The sequence below is a fragment of the Pseudomonas sp. Irchel 3F3 genome (genome assembly GCF_900187545.1).
Lineage (GTDB): Bacteria > Pseudomonadota > Gammaproteobacteria > Pseudomonadales > Pseudomonadaceae > Aquipseudomonas > Aquipseudomonas fortuita.
Genome location: NZ_FYDS01000005.1, coordinates 259,934 through 277,352, shown reverse-complemented (window position 1 = coordinate 277,352; position 17,419 = coordinate 259,934). Strand labels below are relative to the sequence as shown.

At 62.4% G+C, this 17,419-nt stretch carries 17 protein-coding genes; 11 read left to right on the top strand and 6 right to left on the bottom strand.

Annotated features, from left to right (window positions below; all coding sequences use genetic code 11):
* Positions 1-101: 101 nt before the first annotated feature.
* From argJ to CKW35_RS12535, 3 genes are all read left to right on the top strand, one after another.
* Positions 102-1,319: a bifunctional glutamate N-acetyltransferase/amino-acid acetyltransferase ArgJ gene (gene argJ / locus CKW35_RS12545; protein ID WP_060517478.1), complete on the top strand. Its 1,218-nt coding sequence runs from the start codon at positions 102-104 to the stop codon at positions 1,317-1,319.
* 155 nt (positions 1,320-1,474) lie between these two features.
* Complete coding sequence (locus CKW35_RS12540) at positions 1,475-2,107, top strand: glutathione S-transferase family protein (protein WP_023048840.1); 633 nt, start codon at positions 1,475-1,477, stop codon at positions 2,105-2,107.
* Complete coding sequence (locus CKW35_RS12535; protein WP_016488950.1) at positions 2,104-3,048, top strand: Nudix family hydrolase; 945 nt, start codon at positions 2,104-2,106, stop codon at positions 3,046-3,048. Before CKW35_RS12540 ends, CKW35_RS12535 begins: the two co-directional genes overlap by 4 nt.
* Before the next feature lie 141 nt (positions 3,049-3,189).
* Here the strand turns inward: CKW35_RS12535 and CKW35_RS12530 are convergent, their stop codons facing one another.
* Genes CKW35_RS12530 through CKW35_RS12520 form a run of 3 tightly spaced genes read right to left on the bottom strand, consistent with a single transcriptional unit; the run spans position 3,190 to position 6,738 of the window.
* A complete protein-coding gene (locus CKW35_RS12530) occupies positions 3,190-3,756 on the bottom strand; it encodes a cob(I)yrinic acid a,c-diamide adenosyltransferase (RefSeq protein ID WP_016488949.1) in 567 nt (188 codons plus the stop codon).
* 1 nt (position 3,757) lies between these two features.
* Positions 3,758-5,782, bottom strand: coding sequence for an ATP-binding protein (locus CKW35_RS12525; RefSeq protein ID WP_016488948.1), 2,025 nt, complete (start codon positions 5,780-5,782; stop codon positions 3,758-3,760).
* A gap of 38 nt (positions 5,783-5,820) precedes the next feature.
* Positions 5,821-6,738 carry a putative 2-dehydropantoate 2-reductase gene (locus tag CKW35_RS12520; RefSeq protein ID WP_095116042.1) on the bottom strand — a complete coding sequence of 306 codons (918 nt, stop codon included), beginning with the start codon at positions 6,736-6,738 and terminating at the stop codon, positions 5,821-5,823.
* A gap of 100 nt (positions 6,739-6,838) precedes the next feature.
* Here CKW35_RS12520 and CKW35_RS12515 point away from each other — a divergent pair, with 100 nt between their 5' ends.
* The 3 genes from CKW35_RS12515 (at position 6,839) to CKW35_RS12505 (ending at position 9,714) form a co-directional block, all read left to right on the top strand.
* Positions 6,839-7,324 carry a YajQ family cyclic di-GMP-binding protein gene (locus tag CKW35_RS12515; RefSeq protein WP_016488946.1) on the top strand — a complete coding sequence of 162 codons (486 nt, stop codon included), beginning with the start codon at positions 6,839-6,841 and terminating at the stop codon, positions 7,322-7,324.
* A 114-nt stretch (positions 7,325-7,438) separates the two neighbouring features.
* Positions 7,439-8,281: a mechanosensitive ion channel family protein gene (locus CKW35_RS12510; RefSeq protein WP_016488945.1), complete on the top strand. Its 843-nt coding sequence runs from the start codon at positions 7,439-7,441 to the stop codon at positions 8,279-8,281.
* A 188-nt stretch (positions 8,282-8,469) separates the two neighbouring features.
* Positions 8,470-9,714: an MFS transporter gene (locus CKW35_RS12505; RefSeq protein WP_095116040.1), complete on the top strand. Its 1,245-nt coding sequence runs from the start codon at positions 8,470-8,472 to the stop codon at positions 9,712-9,714.
* Between the two features lie 131 nt (positions 9,715-9,845).
* Here the strand turns inward: CKW35_RS12505 and CKW35_RS12500 are convergent, their stop codons facing one another.
* Together CKW35_RS12500 and CKW35_RS12495 are read right to left on the bottom strand one after the other, a co-directional pair.
* Positions 9,846-11,393 carry an AmpG family muropeptide MFS transporter gene (locus tag CKW35_RS12500; RefSeq protein WP_016488943.1) on the bottom strand — a complete coding sequence of 516 codons (1,548 nt, stop codon included), beginning with the start codon at positions 11,391-11,393 and terminating at the stop codon, positions 9,846-9,848.
* A gap of 43 nt (positions 11,394-11,436) precedes the next feature.
* Positions 11,437-11,790 carry an MGMT family protein gene (locus tag CKW35_RS12495; protein WP_060517481.1) on the bottom strand — a complete coding sequence of 118 codons (354 nt, stop codon included), beginning with the start codon at positions 11,788-11,790 and terminating at the stop codon, positions 11,437-11,439.
* Positions 11,791-11,941: 151 nt separating this feature from the next.
* Here CKW35_RS12495 and CKW35_RS12490 point away from each other — a divergent pair, with 151 nt between their 5' ends.
* The 5 genes from CKW35_RS12490 to groL all read left to right on the top strand — a co-directional run bounded on the left by CKW35_RS12490 (position 11,942) and on the right by groL (position 16,534).
* The gene (locus CKW35_RS12490) at positions 11,942-12,952 is read left to right on the top strand and encodes a DUF481 domain-containing protein (RefSeq protein WP_016488941.1); all 1,011 of its coding nucleotides are present in this window, start codon (positions 11,942-11,944) and stop codon (positions 12,950-12,952) included.
* 91 nt (positions 12,953-13,043) lie between these two features.
* Positions 13,044-13,775 (top strand): HugZ family protein, encoded by a 732-nt coding sequence (locus tag CKW35_RS12485; protein ID WP_023047346.1) that lies wholly within the window; start codon positions 13,044-13,046, stop codon positions 13,773-13,775.
* Positions 13,776-13,842: 67 nt separating this feature from the next.
* On the top strand, positions 13,843-14,304 hold the full coding sequence (locus CKW35_RS12480) for an FxsA family protein (RefSeq protein ID WP_023047345.1): 462 nt from the start codon (positions 13,843-13,845) through the stop codon (positions 14,302-14,304).
* A 244-nt stretch (positions 14,305-14,548) separates the two neighbouring features.
* Positions 14,549-14,842, top strand: coding sequence for a co-chaperone GroES (locus CKW35_RS12475; RefSeq protein ID WP_016488938.1), 294 nt, complete (start codon positions 14,549-14,551; stop codon positions 14,840-14,842).
* A 48-nt stretch (positions 14,843-14,890) separates the two neighbouring features.
* On the top strand, positions 14,891-16,534 hold the full coding sequence (gene groL / locus CKW35_RS12470) for a chaperonin GroEL (RefSeq protein ID WP_016488937.1): 1,644 nt from the start codon (positions 14,891-14,893) through the stop codon (positions 16,532-16,534).
* Positions 16,535-16,655: 121 nt separating this feature from the next.
* Here the strand turns inward: groL and CKW35_RS12465 are convergent, their stop codons facing one another.
* Positions 16,656-17,384: a phosphatase PAP2 family protein gene (locus tag CKW35_RS12465; protein WP_016488936.1), complete on the bottom strand. Its 729-nt coding sequence runs from the start codon at positions 17,382-17,384 to the stop codon at positions 16,656-16,658.
* Positions 17,385-17,419 lie beyond the last annotated feature (35 nt).

Here is a 17,419-nt window from a genome sequence, read left to right as displayed (position 1 = left end):
AGGCTGCGATGCCCTTGTGGGAGCGGCCTTGTGCCGCGAATGGGGCGCGAAGCGGCCCCGCTCTTCCATCATCACTTCACCGTTTTTCTAGGAGCGCTCTAATGGCTGTTGGTCTTGGTCCTTTGCCCACCCTGCACCCGGTACCGGGTTTTGAACTCGGCATCGCTTCTGCCGGCATCAAGCGCCCGGGGCGCAAGGATGTGGTGGTCATGCGCTGTGCCGAAGGCTCCAGCGTGGCTGGTGTGTTTACCCTCAACGCCTTCTGCGCAGCACCGGTGATCCTGGCCAAGCAGCGTGTACAGGGCACCGTGCGCTACCTGCTGACCAACACCGGTAACGCCAACGCAGGCACGGGCGCGCCAGGCTTGGCCGCAGCCGAACGTACCTGCGCCAAGCTGGCCGAGCTGGCTGGCGTGCCGGCCGAGTCTGTACTGCCGTTTTCCACCGGCGTGATCGGCGAGCCACTGCCGGTCGAGAAGATCGAAGGTGCACTGCAGGCTGCCCTCGACAACTTGTCGGAAAACCACTGGGCGGAAGCTGCCACCGGCATCATGACCACCGATACCCTGCCTAAGGGTGCCAGCCGCCAGTTCCAGCACGATGGCGTGACCGTTACCGTCACCGGCATCAGCAAGGGTGCAGGCATGATCCGCCCGAACATGGCCACCATGCTCGGCTACATCGCTACCGACGCCAAGGTTGCCCCGGCGGTACTCAAGGACCTGATGCTGGACGGCGCCAACAAGTCGTTCAACCGCATTACCATCGATGGCGACACCTCGACAAACGATTGCTGCATGTTGATTGCCACCGGCAAGGCCAACCTGCCAGAGGTCACCGAAGCCAGCGGCGCGCTGTTCGAAGCCCTGAAAAAGGCGGTGTTCGAAGTGTGCATGGAAGTGGCCCAGGCCATCGTCCGTGACGGCGAAGGCGCCACCAAGTTCGTGACCGTGCAGGTCAACGGTGGTGGCAACCACCAGGAATGCCTGGATGTCGGCTATGCCGTGGCCCACTCGCCATTGATCAAGACCGCCCTGTTCGCCTCCGACCCGAACTGGGGCCGCATCCTGGCCGCCGTTGGCCGTGCTGGCGTGCCTGAGCTGGATGTAAGCCTGATCGACGTGTACCTGGACAGCGTGTGCATCGCCAGCAAAGGTGGCCGCGACCCGAGCTACACCGAAGCACAGGGTTCGGCAGTGATGGCCCAGGAAGAGATCACCATCCGTATCGAACTGGGCCGTGGCCAGTGCAGCGAAACCATCTGGACCACCGACCTGTCCCACGAGTACGTGAAGATCAACGCTGAATACCGTACTTGATCTACTGATCCGAAGGCCTCTTCGCGGGCAAGCCCGCTCCCACAGGTTTTGCAAGGCCTGTAGGAGCGGTGCGGTCCTTGTAGGAGCGGGCTTGCCCGCGAAAGGCTGCGCAGCAGCCTGCGGGTTTTGCAATACAAACCTGATGGAGCCGAACCATGAGCTATCACCTGATCATCGGCGACAAGCTGTATTCCTCCTGGTCGCTGCGTGGCGCCCTGGCCCTCGAGCTGGCTGGCGTGCCCTACGAAGAAACCGTGATCAAGCTGAACCAGCCTGATACTCGTCAGCGTATCCTTGCATTTTCCTCCACTGGCAAGGTGCCGTTGCTCAAGAGCGAGCACGGTGTGATCGCCGATTCTCTGGCCATCGCCGAATACCTCAACGAACAGCACCCCGACGCTCAACTGTGGCCTGCTGACGCAGCCGCCCGCGCCCAGGCCCGTTCGGCTTGCGCGCAGATGCACAGCGGTTTCTTTGCCCTGCGCGGGGCCATGCCGTTCGACTTGTCGCGTGACCAGGCCCTCGACACTGTGCCGCTGGACGTGCAGGTCGACATCGACCGTATCGTCGCGCTGTGGTCCGAATGCCGCGTGGTGGCCAAGGACAGCGGCCCGTTCCTGTTCGGCAAGCCGACCCTGGCCGACGCCTTCTTCGCCCCGGTGGCCGTGCGCCTGCGCAGCTACCGCGTGGAGGTGCCGGCAGAGGCGGCAGCCTATATCGAAACCATTTATCAGTGGCCAGCCTTCCAGGCGTGGCAGCAGGCCGGCCTGGCGGAGCGTGAAGGGTGAAACGGATACATGTTGTAGCGGCGGTCATTCGAGGTACTGACGGCCGCATTCTGATTGCACGCAGAGCCGATACCCAGCACCAGGGCGGCCTGTGGGAGTTTCCCGGCGGCAAGGTGGAAGAGGGCGAAGGCGTTGAAGCGGCCCTGGCCCGTGAGCTGCGCGAAGAGTTGGGCATCGAGGTGACCCGTTCGCGTGCACTGATCAAGGTCAGCCATGACTACCCGGACAAACAGGTGCTGCTGGACGTGCGCGAGGTCGAAGCGTTCACGGGCGCACCTCATGGCGCAGAAGGGCAGCCGCTGGAGTGGGTGGCCCCGCGGGATCTGTCGCACTATGAATTTCCTGAAGCCAACAAGCCCATCGTTGCTGCGGCGCGGCTGCCGGATCAGTACCTGATTACCCCGGATGGCCTGGAAGTGCCACAGATGCTCAAGGGCATCCAGAAGGCGGTGGCCAACGGTACTCGCCTGATCCAGCTGCGGGCGCCGGACATGTACGACCCCAAGTATCGCGATGTCGCGGTGGATGCAGTCGGGCTGTGTGCAGGCAAGGCACAGCTGATGCTCAAGGGGCCGCTGGAGTGGCTGGGTGACTTCCCTGCGGCCGGCTGGCACCTGACGGCCGCGCAACTGCGCAAGTACGCGGCCAAGGGCCGGCCATTTCCCAATGAGCGCTGGCTGGCAGCGTCCTGCCATAGCGCCGAGGAGCTGGCGCTGGCGGAGCAGATGGGCGTGGACTTTGTCACCTTGTCGCCGGTGCAGGCGACCCAGACCCACCCTGAGGCAGTGCCGCTAGGGTGGGATGAGGCGCAGCGGTTGATAGCCGGGTTCAACAAACCGGTCTACCTGCTGGGTGGGGTAGGGCCTGATCAGCGCGAGCAAGCCTGGGAAGCCGGGGCACAGGGTGTTGCCGGGATCCGGGCGTTCTGGCCCGAGAGGTGAGTTGCCTGTAACAGGGGCGGCTGCGCCGCCCATTCGCGGGGCAAGCCCGCTCCCACAGGTAATGCGCCGAACCTCAGGGCAGTGAGGTACCTGTGGGAGCGGGCTTGTCCCGCGAATGGGCTGAAAGCAGCCCCAGAAATATCAGCCTTTGGGTTTCTCGGCAGGCTGCCACAAAACCTCATCCACCCCCTGGCGCCGCCCGATGATCCGCGCCGCCACGAACAACAGATCGGAAAGCCGGTTGATATACGCCAACCCAACGCCTTCCAGTGGCTCCACGGCATTCAACTGCTGACAACGTCGCTCTGCACTGCGCGCCAGGCTGCGGCACACATGCGCTTGCGCCACCAGCGCCGAACCACTGGGTAAAATGAAGTTCTTCAACGGCCCCAGCTCTTCGTTCCACACATCGATGGCTGCTTCCAGGCGTTCCACCTCCGCCAGGGTCAATGCCTGGTAGCTCGGCATCGCCAGCTCACCGCCCAGGTCGAACAAGCGGTGCTGACACGGCATCAGCACGGCGCTCACCTCGTCCAGGCCTTGCTCGTCCAGCCCCGCAAGCAGCAAGCCCAACTGGCTGTTCAGGCTGTCCACCTCGCCAATTGCCTCGATCCGCGGGTGGTCTTTGGGCACCCGGCGTCCGTCGCCCAGGCCGGTTTCGCCCGTGTCGCCGGTGCGTGTGTAGATCTTCGACAGGCGGTAGCCCATGTCACTTCTCCGTGTTGGCCGGTGTCGCCGGCTGGCCAAGGGGCAGGCGCAGGGTAAAGCAGGTGCCCTGGCCGGGCGTGGACTGCACTTCCATCTGCCCCTTGTGGTTGTTGGTGATGATGAAATACGAAACCGACAGGCCCAGGCCGGTGCCTTGGCCGATTTCCTTGGTGGTGAAGAACGGCTCGAAGGTGCGTTTGCGCACCGCCTCGGGCATGCCGACGCCATTGTCCTCGACCTGGATTTCCGCCCATGGCGGGTTCAGCCGGGTGCGCAGGGTGATGCGCCCGGGCTCGCTGGGCTGTGGCCGCACGTGGATGGCCTGAGCCGCATTTTTCAGCAGGTTGAGCAGTACCTGTTCCAGTTCGTTGGCGGTGCATGGCACAGGGCCCAACTCCGGGTCGAATTGGCGCACGATGGCCTGGCCCTTGAAGTCGAAGCCGATGGCCAGGTCAAAGTCATTGCCAGCAATTTCCACCGCCTGGTCGATCAGTGCCGGCAGGTCGCACGGCGCCAACTGGCGGTTGCTGCGGCGGCTGAAGCTGAGCATGTGGGTAACGATCTTCGCTGCCCTGGCACCGGCCTGCTGAATGCCATCGAGCAACTGTGGCACCTCACGGCTGTCCAGGTAGCGGTTGACCGTGGCCAGGTCGATGCCCAGCTCTTCGGCCTGCTCCTGGTTGCGCGGCAGCTCGGACGACAGGCGTCGGCGAATGTTTTGCACGTTGTGCAGGATGGCGCCCAGCGGGTTGTTGATCTCGTGGGCCATGCCCGCCGCCAGTCCACCGACCGAGAGCATCTTTTCGGATTGCACCATCATCTCTTCCAGCGACAGGCGCTGGGTAATGTCATCGATACGGATCACCACGCCGCGCCCACCGCCGCCGGTCAGGGGGTAGAAGGTCAAAGCGTAGTGGCGCAGGTCATCGCCTTTGGGCCAGGTGACCCGCTCGATTTTCGCGACGCGGTGCTTTTCCACGGTTTCCTTCAACTGTGGCAAGAACGGCTTGAGCGGCTCGAAGGCAATGAATACTGGCTGGTTCAGCGCTTCGTCCAGTGGCGTACCGGAAAGCACCGTGGCTTCGTGGTTCCACTGGGTCACGTAGAGCTGTTCGTCGAGGGCGATCAGCGCCGAGGGCATCGAGTCGATGATGCTGTTGAGGTAGTTCTGGAAGCCTGTGAGTTTTTTCTCGATCTTGCTGCGCACCTGCACTTCCAACTCAAGTTTGCGGTTGGTATGGCGGGTTTCCTCGGCCAGGCCCTGGGCCTGGTCGTAGGCGCTCTGGAATTCGTCTCGTGCGCGTTTTAGCTGCTGCTCGCGGCCTTCGATGCGCGAGAGCATGGTGTTGAAGGCTTCGGCCAGGCTGCCGATTTCGTCGTCGTTGCCGCGCTTGGCCCGCAAGGCGTAGCTCTCTTCGCGGGTGACCTGGCGGCTGAGCTCTTCGAGCTGGTTGATCGGCTGGGTGATCAGGCGTTTTATCTGCCGGGCGACCACAATCCACAGCAGGATGCTGAACACCAGTATGCCCAGGCTGGCGCTCAGTGTGCCGGTGTAGAACGCCATGGGCAGCTCGCTGCTGGCCACCAGCAGCAGGTGTGCAGGCGGGTTGGCGTCGCGCGGTATGCGGATCAGCTGGGTGCTGCGAAACTCCATCAGGCGCCAGCCGTCTATGTTGCGAAAACGCTTGGGCAGGGCCAGCGGCTCGCCATGCTGCAGTTGTGCCAGCATACGCCCGTCGCCGCCGTAGACAGCGGCGGCGCGTAGCGGCGTGTAGCTGTCCAGTTCCTTGAGCAGGGCACTGGCGGTTTCCGGGGTGTCGCCAGCGCGGGCCGCCAGCTGCGGGTTGGCCACCAGCCGGCCGATGGTCTGCAGTGCCTGCGGCGCCATGCTTTCCTGGGTGATCCAGTAGGCGGCGCTAATGAAGGTGAGGTTGGCCACCAGCAGGATGGTCACCAGCAATACCAGCAGGGCCGCCAGCAGCTTCTGCCCGACCGGGAGGTTTTCCAGGCGTTGGCGCAAGGTCATGGGCTAGGCAATGTCCGTATCCGGTTGAAAGGGGCGCGTCAGTCGCAGGGCAAGCCACGCATGCGCAAGTTATCGACCAGGCGCTGCAGCAAGTGTTCAAGCTGTGGCAGTTGCAGGCCGTGGCGCCCGGCCGCCCGACAGGCATGGCCGAGCAGGTAGTGCACCTCGGTGCGTCGGCCCGCGCGCACATCCTGATACATGGAAGAGTAGTTGGCTGCGGTGGCAAGGATCACCCGCTGCACTTCTTCGCTGAGCTCATCTGCCGCTTGCGGCTGGCCGCAGCGCCGCAGCAACTGGACCAGTTCGGCGCACAGCGCATCGACTTCAGCCAGGTGCCCAAGCAACCCGCCGTTCTGGCATTCGTGTAGCACGGTCAGCGGGTTGATGGCGCAGTTGAGCGCCAGCTTGCGCCACAGGCGGGTGAGGATATCGACCGTCCACTCGGCAGGTATGCCGGCTTGGTGCAGGTCATCGAACCAGGCGGGTGTTGTCGGGTTGCGTGGGTCGCCCAGCCAGTTGAAACCGTGGCCGGCAAAGCGCACCTGCCAGCCCCCCTCGCGAAAGGCCCCTTCAGTGCTGGAGGCGAAGATGCAGCGTGCGTGGGGCACCAGGTCGGCCACTTCGTCCTGGCTGCCCAGGCCGTTTTGCAGCAACAGTACTTCGGCCCCCTCGGCCAGACGCGCTGCCACACTGGCGATCGCCGGGGCTGCGTCGTAGGCCTTGCAGGCCACCAGCAGGCGGTGGATGGGGCCCTGTGCCTGCGCGGTTTCGGCAGGGATGGCGTAGTGCTGGGAGTGGTCCTGTTCGACCAGTGTCAGGCCGCCAGCCTGCTGATAAGCCTGCAGCCGTTGCCCGTCACGCAGGATCAGGCGCACTGCCTTGCCTGTGCGCGCCAGGCGGCAGGCCCATAGGCTGCCCAGGCTACCGGCGCCGAGAATATGCCAGGTGCTGCTCATATGCGTTTCGCAACCCGTTATAATGAGTCCGCATTTTAACCGTCAAACCCAGCGCGCTCCATCTTCAGCCTGAGCGCGCTTTTATTTTGGGAGAACAACCATGCCTTCGTTCGACGTGGTATCGGAACTGGACAAGCACGAAGTGCAGAACGCCGTTGATAACGCCATCAAGGAACTTGATCGCCGTTACGACCTGAAAGGCAAGGGCACCTTTGAGTTCAAGGACAAAGATCAGACCGTGATGCTCACCGCCGAGGAAGAATTCCAGCTCGAAGCGATGCTGGAAATCCTGCGCCTTGCATTGGTCAAGCGCAAGATCGACGTGAAGTGCCTGGAAACCAAGGACCCGTACCCTTCCGGCAAGGAAAAGAAGCAGGAAGCCAAATTCCGCGAAGGCATCGACAAAGACCTGGCGAAGAAGATCGTTGCCACCATCAAGGATGGCAAGCTGAAAGTGCAAGCCGCCATCCAGGGTGAGCAGGTGCGGGTCACCGGCAAGAAGCGTGACGACCTGCAGGAAGCCATTGCGCTGCTGCGCACCAAGGAATTCGACATGCCGCTGCAGTTCAACAACTTCCGCGATTGATGCGGTTGCGGGCCGGAACCCCGATGGCGCAATGATGTCCATGGGGGCCGGGGCTGTGTGAATGCGCGCAGCCTGTTCTACCGTGTACTTGCCGCTCGGCATCAGGAGATGAATATGGATTTGAACGCTGAAGTCGATCAGCTCGTCCGCCAATCCCAGACCTGGATCCCCTTGATCATGGAGTACGGCAGCCGTGTGCTGCTGGCACTGCTGACCCTGGCGGTGGGCTGGTGGATCATCAACAAAGTCAGCGCACGCCTCGGCAAGCTGGTGGGCTTGCGCAACGCCGACCTGGCGCTGCAGGGTTTCATCAGCACCCTGGCGAACATCGTGCTGAAGGTGCTGCTGTTGGTCAGCGTGGCCTCGATGATTGGCATCGAGACCACCTCGTTCGTGGCCGCTATCGGTGCTGCGGGCCTGGCTATCGGCCTGGCCTTGCAGGGCAGCCTGGCGAACTTTGCCGGTGGTGTGCTGATCCTGATGTTCCGCCCCTTCCGCATCGGTGACTGGATCGAGGCGCAGGGCGTTGCCGGGACAGTCGACAGCATCCAGATCTTCCACACCGTGTTGCGTACCGGTGACAACAAGACTGTGATCATGCCTAACGGCAGCCTGTCCAACGGCATCATTACCAACACCAACCGCCAGCCTACCCGCAAGGTGGTATTCGATGTGGGTGTGGACTACGAGGCCGACCTGCAGAAGGCCCGCAACGTGCTGCTGGAGCTGGCAAAGGACCCGCGTGTTCTGCCCGACCCGGCACCGCAGGCGGTAGTGGCGACGCTGGGCGACAGCTCGATTACCGTCTCGCTGCGCTTGTGGACCAAGACGTCCGATTACTGGGACGTGATGTTCATGCTCAACGAGCAGGCGCGTGACCGCCTGAAAGCCGAGGGGATCGACATTCCGTTTCCGCAGCGGGTGATTCGTGTGGTGCAGGAAACGGCCACGCAGTAGTACCGCGTTGTCATCAAAGGGGCCGCTGCGTGCCCCTTTCGCGGGGTTGCCCGCTCTCACAGGGATTGCTTGACCTCTGTGCAAGCGGGCAAGCCCCGAAGCGGCCCCGGTTTTACACTTGTTCACAGCAATTGCTCGACTTTTCTGGCATATACCCTGGCCCCACCTGCCACACCCGATATGCCATCATGAAACCACTGCTGTACATCACCCCGCTGCGCGCCTTGTTGTTCGGCCTGACCCTGGCCTTGTTCGAGCTGCTGACTTATTTGGCCAGCGACGCCGTCATGCCGGCCATGCCGGTGGTGGTGGGCGACCTGAACGCCAGCCCCGACTACATCCCCCATGCCCTGAACCTCTATCTGTTGGGGGGCGTGGTGCTGCAATGGCTGATCGGTCCACTGGCCGACCGTTATGGCCGGCGTCCGCTGCTTCTGGTTGGCTGCGCGTTTTTCGGCCTGGCCTGTCTGGCCACCTTCTGGGTTCACGACATTGGCCTGTTCAACCTGCTGCGCCTGTTGCAGGGCATCGGCCTCGGCTTTGTCGTCACAGTCAGCTACCCGGCCCTGAACGAAGCCTTCAGCGAGGCTGACGCTGTGCGCATGATGGCCTTGCTGGCCAACATCGCCTTGCTGTCACCCCTGCTTGGGCCATTGGTGGGAACCCTGCTGCTGCAGTGGCTGGACTGGCGCTGGCTGTTCGTGGCCTTTGCCATTGGCGCGGTGCTGGTGTGGGGGCTGTTGTACCGCCTGATGCCGGAGACTCTCGGTGTGGAACGCCGCGACGGCTCGCGCCTGGCGTTCACGCCGATTCACCTGCTGCCACTGCTGGCGGGCTACGGTCAGTTGCTGACGAACCGGCGCTTTGTCGCTGGCAGCGCTGCGTTGGGCCTGGTCGGTTTGCCGCTGATTGGCTGGATCGGCCTGTCGCCGGTGCTGCTCATCCACGATGAGGGGCTGAGCACGATGGAATATGCGTTGTGGCAGCTGCCGGTGTTTGGCGGGCTGATCCTCGGTAACCTGATCATCAACCGCATCGCCGATCGCTACCCACTCCCGGCCCTGGTGCGTGGCGCGCTATGGCCTTACCTGGCCGGCTTGTGCCTGATGGTGCTGGCGACCTGGTCCTGGCCGAGCGTTACCAGTGTGGTGGCGGGCATGTCGCTGTACGCGCTGGGGCTGGGTGTGGCCAACGCTGTGCTGTACCGCATGACATTGTTCTCCAGCGAACAGAGCAAAGGCCTGGTCTCGGCCATGCTGGGGATGATCACCATTGCCCTGCTGGGGTTGGGCGGTGCGGTGCTGGCGATGATCGGCGCCGGGGCCAGCTTGTTGCACTTTGCCATGGCGGCGGGTGTGGCGGGGGCTCTGGCGTTGTGGCCGTTGTGGTTTGTCGTCGGTGGGCGGCCTGGGGAAGGGGCTGTTGCTCAGTAAATTCAGTTGGCTGTACCGGCCCTTTCGCGGGTAAACCCGCTCCCACAGGTACGGCACCGTCTTTGAGCGCTGTGCAGTACCTGTGGGAGCGGGTTTACCCGCGAAAGGGCCGGTACAGGGATAGAGTTCTTTCAGGGCCGCTCAGCGGCTGAACCTTCCTCTGCCACCGGCTTGCCTCGCCCGGCTTCCTGGCGCCACTGGAGGGCGATCAGAATCAGCGTAGGCACACCCAGCAATGCGGTGATCAGGAAGAAGTCGTGGTAGCCGAACTTCTCCACCATAACCCCTGAATACCCGCCGATCAGCCGCGGCAACAGCAGCATGATCGAGCTAAGCAGCGCGTACTGCGTCGCCGAGAACTTCAGGTTGGTCAGGCTCGACAGGTAGGCAACAAAGGCCGAGGTGGCCATGCCGGAGCTGAAGTTGTCCAGCGAGATGGTCACCACCAGCATTTCCAGGTTCGGCCCCATGTCGGCCAGCATCAGGAACAGGATGTTGGTGCCGGCCGAGGCTATACCGCCGATGAACAGGATCGGCATGATGCCAAAACGCACGATCAGCAGGCCGCCAACCCCGGCGCCGACCAAGGTCATGATCAGGCCGAAGATCTTGCTGACACTGGCGATCTGGTCCTTGGTGAAGCCCATGTCGATGTAGAACACGTTGGCCATCACGCCCATCACGGTATCCGACATGCGATACGTGGCGATCAGACCAAGCAGCAGCAGGGCCTGCCAGCGATAGCGGGTGATGAAGTCGTTGACCGGGGTCAGCACCGGGGCCAGGCCCCGGCGGCCCAGGCTGGACAGGCACGCCCAGCTCAGCAGCACATAGAGGATCAGGCGCAGGAAAGCGCGGTCTTCCAGCAACAGGTCGAGCGGCGTGGCATCACCGGAAATGACGCTGGACCAGCCGGTATTGAACATCTGGGTAAAGCTGGCGGGTACCGACACCAGCAGGATGATCAGTACGAACACCGACGCCAGCTGGTGCATCAGCCCATAGCGCGCTGCCGACAATTGGGTACGCATGGGCACTGGCGGCTCGCGCATGACCAGCGTGGTGAACAGGGCGGGCAGCATCATCACCCCGAACATCACATACGTGCCGGCCCAGGCCTTGTGCAAATAACTGAAACCCGTGGAGCCGAACCATTCGGCGAAGAACAGTGCGCCTGCCGTGGCGAGCAATGCGGCCACCCGGTAACCGGCCATGTAGCTGGCGGCGAGTGCGGCCTGGCGTTGGTCGTCGGCGATTTCCAGGCGATAGGCGTCGACGGCGATATCTTGTGTGGCAGAGGCGAACGCTACCAGCACCGCCATGGCAATCAACCACGACAGGTGTTGTTGCGGGTCGCACAGGCTCATGCCAACCAGCCCGACCACCACCAGCGCTTGCGACAGCAGCAACCACGAGCGCCGGCGCCCCAGGCCGCCGAGTAGCGGCAGGCGCCATTGGTCCAGCAGCGGCGACCACACCCATTTGAAGGCGTAGGCCAAGCCGATCAGGCTGGCGTAACCAATGGTTTCGCGGGCAACGCCGGCTTCACGCAACCACACGGACAGGGTCGAGAACACCAGCATGTAGGGCAGGCCAGCGGCGAAACCGAGCAGCAAAAGTACCAAGGTTGACGGGCTGGCATAGGCAGCAAGCGCAGCGCGCCAGGTTTTACGGGGCATGGGCCAACATCTGCCTCAAGTTTACGAAAACAAAGCGCGCACTCTAACCGCTGTGCTCCATTGGGCGCCAGCCATGGCGCGACATATCCACACGATTGTTGGTTACATTCACACCCTCTGCGCGTAATCGCGCCCGCTGTTCATCCCCTGATGGCGTACCCAATGCCAGGCTCAGCCGGCCACCTGCGCCGAGTACCCGGTGCCAGGGCAGCCGGGTGTCTGCCGGCAGCTGCCCAAGGGTGCGCCCGACCCAACGTGCCGCGCGGCCAAGCCCCGCCAGCTCGGCCAGTTGGCCGTAGCTCACCACCTTGCCGGGCGGCACTTGGCCGAGTACCGAGTACAACACCGTTCGTCGGCCCTCGGCACTCCCCAGTGCGTGCTCATATCCATCAGACATCACGCCCCCCTTGGGCTGCAGATGAAACTGGACCGGTGGTCCGGCAAATGAGAGTTGAACTCAACGCCATGTGCTCGGTCTGTCCTTGCTCTGGCCGTCGGTATCTGGATAATGCCCGGCTTTTTTGTCAAATCGAACCCATAGCCCGCTTATGTATTCTAGATCGTTGTTGTGCCTGCTAGCTGCCTCCTTGTGCGCCTCTCCGGTGTTGGCCGACACCGTATGGATGAAGAACGGTGACCGGCTCAGTGGCAAGATCAAAGTCTTCGACGGCGGCAAGCTGCTGCTGGAAACCCCGTACGGTGGGTCCATTGCGCTGGACTGGAAACAAGTCCAGACCTTGGAAAGCGACCAGGAGATGCTGGTCAAGCAAGACGCCTACACCGGTGAAAAAGCCAAGTCGCTGAAAGCCGCAGAGCCCGGCAAGGTGACCTTGGCCAACGGCGAGGCGCCGAAGACTGTGGAACTGGCCAGCATCGAGCAGATCATGAAGCCCAAACCGCTGGTCGAGGACTTCGTGTGGAAAGGCAACGTCGATGTGGCGCTGGACTACAAGCGCGCCGAGAACGACACCGACGATTACGACGTAGGCTTCAAGACCACCGCTCGCCATGGCCGCTGGCGGCACAATGCCGAAGGCGAATACAACCGCGAGACCAAGGACGACGTCACCACTACCGACAACTGGAGCGCCGAGTACGCACTGGACCGCTTCATTACCGAGAAGTGGTTCTGGCAGGGGCGTGCGGAATACAAGCGTGACCGCATCGAAGACCTGGCCCGTCAGCGCACTGTCGGTACCGGCCCGGGTTACCAGTTCTGGGACGATGAACTGGGGGCGTTCTCGCTGGGTTCACTGATCAACCGCACCGACTTCGAGTACCAGGACGGCGGCAAGGACAACTTCTATTCCGCAGCGGTAAAGTGGGACTACACCCGCTACCTGATCGGCAAGAACGTGCAGCTGTTTACCAACGGCGAGTTCGCCAAGCCGCTGGGTGGCGTGGCCGACTACTCGCTGGATGCCGAAGTTGGCCTGCGCTACAAGGTCACCGAGTGGGCCTCGCTGAACCTCAAGGCTGAAAAGGACATTATCACCGGCACGCGTGAAAGTGACCTGGACAAGACCCGCTATACCGCTGGCTTCGGCGTTACCTGGTAAATCGCCGGGGGCTGCACAGCAGCCCCATTGGCAGCATTGGGTGATAATGCTTATCTTGTCCCCCTCCCAGTCCGCCAGGAGCTGCCCTCAAGTGAGTACCAACGCCATCCGCCCAGCCCGGGAACTGCTGCTCAAGGAGTACCGCGGCGTGCTCTCGACCCATTCCAAGTCAATGCCGGGCTACCCGTTCGGCTCGGTCGTGCCGTATTGCCTTGACGCCGACGGTAACCCGTTGATCCTGATCAGCCGCATCGCCCAGCACACCCACAACCTGCAGAAAGACCCCAAGTGCTCGCTGCTGGTGGGTGAGCGCGAGGCCGAGGATGTGCAGGCAGTAGGGCGCCTGACCGTGATGGCCGAGGCGCACAAGCTGGTCGACGAGGCCACTGTGGAAGCGGCTGCCGAGCGCTACTACCGCTATTTCCCGGACGCGGCCAACTACCACAAGGCCCACGACTTCGACTTCTGGGTATTGCAGCCCGTGCGTCACCGCTACATTGGCGGCTTTGGCGCGATCCACTGGCTCGACCAGGTGACCTTGCCCAACCCGTTCGCCGGCAAAGCCGAGGCGAGCATGGTCGAGCACATGAACAGCGATCATGCCAACGCCATCGCCCACTATGTAGCGCTGACCGACCTGCCACAGCATGTGCCGGCGCAGATGGCCGGGGTGGACAGCGAGGGCATGCACCTGCGCATTGGCCAGGCGGTGCACTGGTTGCCTTTTCCCAGTATTTGCAATACGCCGACACAAGTCCGCGAAGCCCTTGTTTTGCTGGCGCGCGCTGACCAGTGGCCCACTGCGGCGCAGGTCGAGGGTTGAAAAACCGAGCATCTGCATCCATCTGTAGGTCTTACAGGAAGGTTGTCTTCCAACGAGGATTGCTTTGATGCGTGCTTTTCTACTGTTGTTTCTGCTGTTTCCCGTGCTGGAGCTGTTCGTGTTCGTGAAGGTCAGTGCCGCGATCGGGTTCTTCCCGGCGCTGCTGCTGATCATCGCCGGCTCCGCCTTGGGCGTGCTGGTGATGCGGGTGGCCGGGCTGGCCACCGCATTGCGTGCCCGTGAGAGCCTGCAGCGCGGTGAACTGCCCGCCGAAGACATGTTCCAGGGCATGATGCTGGCCGTCGGTGGCGGCCTGCTGCTGTTGCCAGGCTTCATCAGCGACGTGCTCGGCCTGGTGTGCCTCCTGCCGTTCACCCGTCATCTGGCTGCGCGCAAGATGCGCGAGCGTGCCGAGGCCCAGGCCATGCGCCAGCGAGCGTTCCAGGACGACCCGTTCCAGGCGCAGCCGCGTGAGGGCGGCCATCGCCCGAACGTGATCGAAGGCGAGTACGAGCGCCGCGACAAGTAGAACGCACCGGGGCCGCAAAAGCGGCCCCGGTCTTTTTCGGCCTGATGAAAAATTTTGTGTACCTAGCCTTGTAATTGATTATGGCGGCCTCATGTATGTGGTCACCGCAAGGTTTCTGGTGGCAACACCAGACATTACACAAGTGGTTCGCCCAACGCGGGCCACTTCCCGGCAACGCCGGACAGCATCAACCCGCCGGTGTCGATACCGGCCGATGAAAACCACAATTTGGGAGAGATCGACAATGAAGCTTCGTCCTCTGCATGACCGCGTAGTCATCCGTCGCAGCGAAGAAGAATCGAAAACCGCTGGCGGTATCGTCCTGCCGGGTTCGGCCGCTGAAAAACCAAACCGCGGCGAAGTTGTAGCCGTCGGCACCGGTCGCATCCTGGACAACGGCGAAGTTCGCGCGCTGGCCGTGAAAGTGGGTGACAAAGTGGTCTTCGGCCCTTACTCGGGCAGCAACACCGTGAAAGTCGATGGCGAAGACCTGCTGGTCATGGCCGAGAACGAAATCCTCGCCGTTGTCGAAGGCTGATTTCCCCGACTTCCCGTTACTCCAAAGAATTTCAAGGATTAAACGATCATGGCTGCTAAAGACGTAAAGTTTGGCGATTCCGCTCGTAAGAAAATGCTGGTTGGTGTCAACGTACTGGCTGACGCTGTAAAAGCGACCCTGGGCCCGAAAGGCCGTAACGTGGTACTGGCCAAGAGCTTCGGCGCGCCAACCATCACCAAGGACGGCGTTTCCGTCGCCAAAGAAATCGAGCTGAAAGACGCCTTCGAAAACATGGGCGCCCAGCTGGTCAAGGAAGTTGCTTCCAAGGCCAACGACGCTGCCGGTGACGGCACCACCACCGCTACCGTTCTGGCTCAGGCCATCGTCAACGAAGGCCTGAAAGCCGTCGCTGCCGGCATGAACCCGATGGACCTGAAGCGCGGCATCGACAAGGCGACCGCCGCCGTTGTTGCCGAGCTGAAAAACCTGTCCAAGCCATGCGCCGACTCCAAGGCCATCGCTCAGGTAGGCACCATCTCCGCCAACTCTGACGACTCCATCGGCAACATCATTGCCGAAGCCATGGAAAAAGTCGGTAAAGAAGGCGTGATCACCGTTGAAGAAGGCTCGGGCCTGGATAACGAACTGTCTGTTGTAGAAGGCATGCAGTTCGACCGCGGCTACCTGTCGCCGTACTTCGTCAACAAGCCGGACACCATGGTTGCCGAGCTGGAAGGCCCACTGCTGCTGCTGGTCGACAAGAAGATCTCCAACATCCGTGAGCTGCTGCCAGTTCTGGAAGCCGTTGCCAAGGCCGGCCGCCCTCTGCTGATCGTTGCCGAGGACGTTGAAGGTGAAGCGCTGGCTACCCTGGTAGTCAACAACATGCGCGGCATCGTCAAGGTTGCTGCTGTCAAGGCTCCGGGCTTCGGCGACCGTCGCAAGGCCATGCTGCAGGACATCGCTGTCCTGACCGGCGGCCAGGTCATCTCCGAAGAAATCGGCCTGTCCCTGGAAACCGCTACCCTGGAGCACCTGGGTAACGCCAAGCGCGTCATCCTGTCCAAGGAAAACACCACCATCATCGACGGCGCTGGCGTTGAAGATGACATCCAGGCGCGCGTCAAGCAGATCCGTGCCCAGATCGAAGAGACTTCCTCGGACTACGACCGTGAGAAGCTGCAAGAGCGTCTGGCCAAGCTGGCTGGCGGTGTTGCCGTGATCAAGGTCGGTGCCGGCACCGAAGTTGAAATGAAAGAGAAGAAAGCCCGCGTTGAAGACGCCCTGCACGCTACCCGTGCAGCCGTTGAAGAAGGCGTGGTGCCTGGCGGTGGTGTTGCCCTGGTTCGCGCCCTGAACGCAATCGTTGACCTGAAAGGCGACAACGAAGACCAGAACGTCGGTATCGCCCTGCTGCGTCGCGCTGTTGAAGCGCCGCTGCGCCAGATCACTGCCAACGCCGGCGACGAGCCAAGCGTTGTCGCTGACAAGGTCAAGCAAGGTTCCGGCAACTACGGTTACAACGCTGCTACCGGCGAATACGGCGACATGATCGAGATGGGTATCCTGGACCCGGCCAAGGTCACCCGTTCGGCCCTGCAAGCTGCTGCTTCGATCGGCGGTCTGATGATCACCACCGAAGCCATGATTGCTGACGCTCCGAGCGAAGCCCCAGCTGGCGGCGGCATGCCAGATATGGGCGGCATGGGTGGCATGGGCGGCATGATGTAAGCCAGCCTTACCCCCTGCACCATTAAAAAGCCCCGGTTCGTGAGAACCGGGGCTTTTTATTTTCCTGTGAGGGCCTCTTCGCAGCCTTGTGCTGTGAATGGGCCGCAAAGCGGCCCCTCTGTCAGGCGACGCTAGGTTCGACAGATGGCGCCTCCACCACGCCCCGCCGATACAGAACCAGGTAATACGACCCTAACCCGATCAACCAGCAGAACACGGCCGTCCACACGTTGTGCGACAAAAAGTGCGCCCCCTGCATCATCCGCCCCACACCCAGCACTGATCCGGCTATCAGCGCCACTACGAACGCCACCCGTGCCAACCGCGGCTTTCGATCACGCAGCATGAAGAACAGACCAAACAGGCAGAACCCGGTAGCTGCATGCCCACCCGGCCAGCACAGCCCAGGCTTGTCGGTGGCCGGACGCGGCTCCAGCAGCTTGCTGTAGGTTTCCGTGCCGCCAAACTGGGTCAGGCTCCACGGGCACTGCACCTGGGTCACCTTTTTCAGCGGCGTGACAAAGGCTGTGGACAGGCCCAGGGCCAGCACCAGGCAGCCCAGTTCGCGGCGCCAGCCGAACAGGCGCTTCCAGAAGAAACTGGCGGCAAACGTCAGCAGCGACAACACACCCAGCAAGATCACCAGTTGCTTGACCCGGTCGTGCAGGATGGTTTCCAGCAGATAACTGTGGCGGCCAATGAACTGCCCGGCAGCGGGATCGAAGAACAGGTTGGCCACATCCATGTCGACTGAAGTCAGCTCCAGCAGGATCAAGGCCAGCGCAGTCGCCAAGGGTATGCCGAGGTACAGCCAGTAATTGATCGGGCGAGGGCGGGTTCGTTGCTGCATGACGGCTCCAGGGCACGAAAAAGATCGGGCATTGT

Excerpts from the sequence above, each read along its gene's own strand:
- argJ (WP_060517478.1), top strand. The coding sequence starts at position 102 with ATGGCTGTTGGTCTTGGTCCTTTGCCCACCCTGCACCCGGTACCGGGT.
- CKW35_RS12540 (WP_023048840.1), top strand. The coding sequence starts at position 1,475 with ATGAGCTATCACCTGATCATCGGCGACAAGCTGTATTCCTCCTGGTCG.
- CKW35_RS12530 (WP_016488949.1), bottom strand. The coding sequence starts at position 3,756 with ATGGGCTACCGCCTGTCGAAGATCTACACACGCACCGGCGACACGGGC.
- CKW35_RS12525 (WP_016488948.1), bottom strand. The coding sequence starts at position 5,782 with ATGACCTTGCGCCAACGCCTGGAAAACCTCCCGGTCGGGCAGAAGCTG.
- CKW35_RS12520 (WP_095116042.1), bottom strand. The coding sequence starts at position 6,738 with ATGAGCAGCACCTGGCATATTCTCGGCGCCGGTAGCCTGGGCAGCCTA.
- CKW35_RS12515 (WP_016488946.1), top strand. The coding sequence starts at position 6,839 with ATGCCTTCGTTCGACGTGGTATCGGAACTGGACAAGCACGAAGTGCAG.
- CKW35_RS12510 (WP_016488945.1), top strand. The coding sequence starts at position 7,439 with ATGGATTTGAACGCTGAAGTCGATCAGCTCGTCCGCCAATCCCAGACC.
- CKW35_RS12505 (WP_095116040.1), top strand. The coding sequence starts at position 8,470 with ATGAAACCACTGCTGTACATCACCCCGCTGCGCGCCTTGTTGTTCGGC.
- CKW35_RS12500 (WP_016488943.1), bottom strand. The coding sequence starts at position 11,393 with ATGCCCCGTAAAACCTGGCGCGCTGCGCTTGCTGCCTATGCCAGCCCG.
- CKW35_RS12495 (WP_060517481.1), bottom strand. The coding sequence starts at position 11,790 with ATGTCTGATGGATATGAGCACGCACTGGGGAGTGCCGAGGGCCGACGA.
- CKW35_RS12490 (WP_016488941.1), top strand. The coding sequence starts at position 11,942 with ATGTATTCTAGATCGTTGTTGTGCCTGCTAGCTGCCTCCTTGTGCGCC.
- CKW35_RS12480 (WP_023047345.1), top strand. The coding sequence starts at position 13,843 with ATGCGTGCTTTTCTACTGTTGTTTCTGCTGTTTCCCGTGCTGGAGCTG.
- CKW35_RS12475 (WP_016488938.1), top strand. The coding sequence starts at position 14,549 with ATGAAGCTTCGTCCTCTGCATGACCGCGTAGTCATCCGTCGCAGCGAA.
- groL (WP_016488937.1), top strand. The coding sequence starts at position 14,891 with ATGGCTGCTAAAGACGTAAAGTTTGGCGATTCCGCTCGTAAGAAAATG.
- CKW35_RS12465 (WP_016488936.1), bottom strand. The coding sequence starts at position 17,384 with ATGCAGCAACGAACCCGCCCTCGCCCGATCAATTACTGGCTGTACCTC.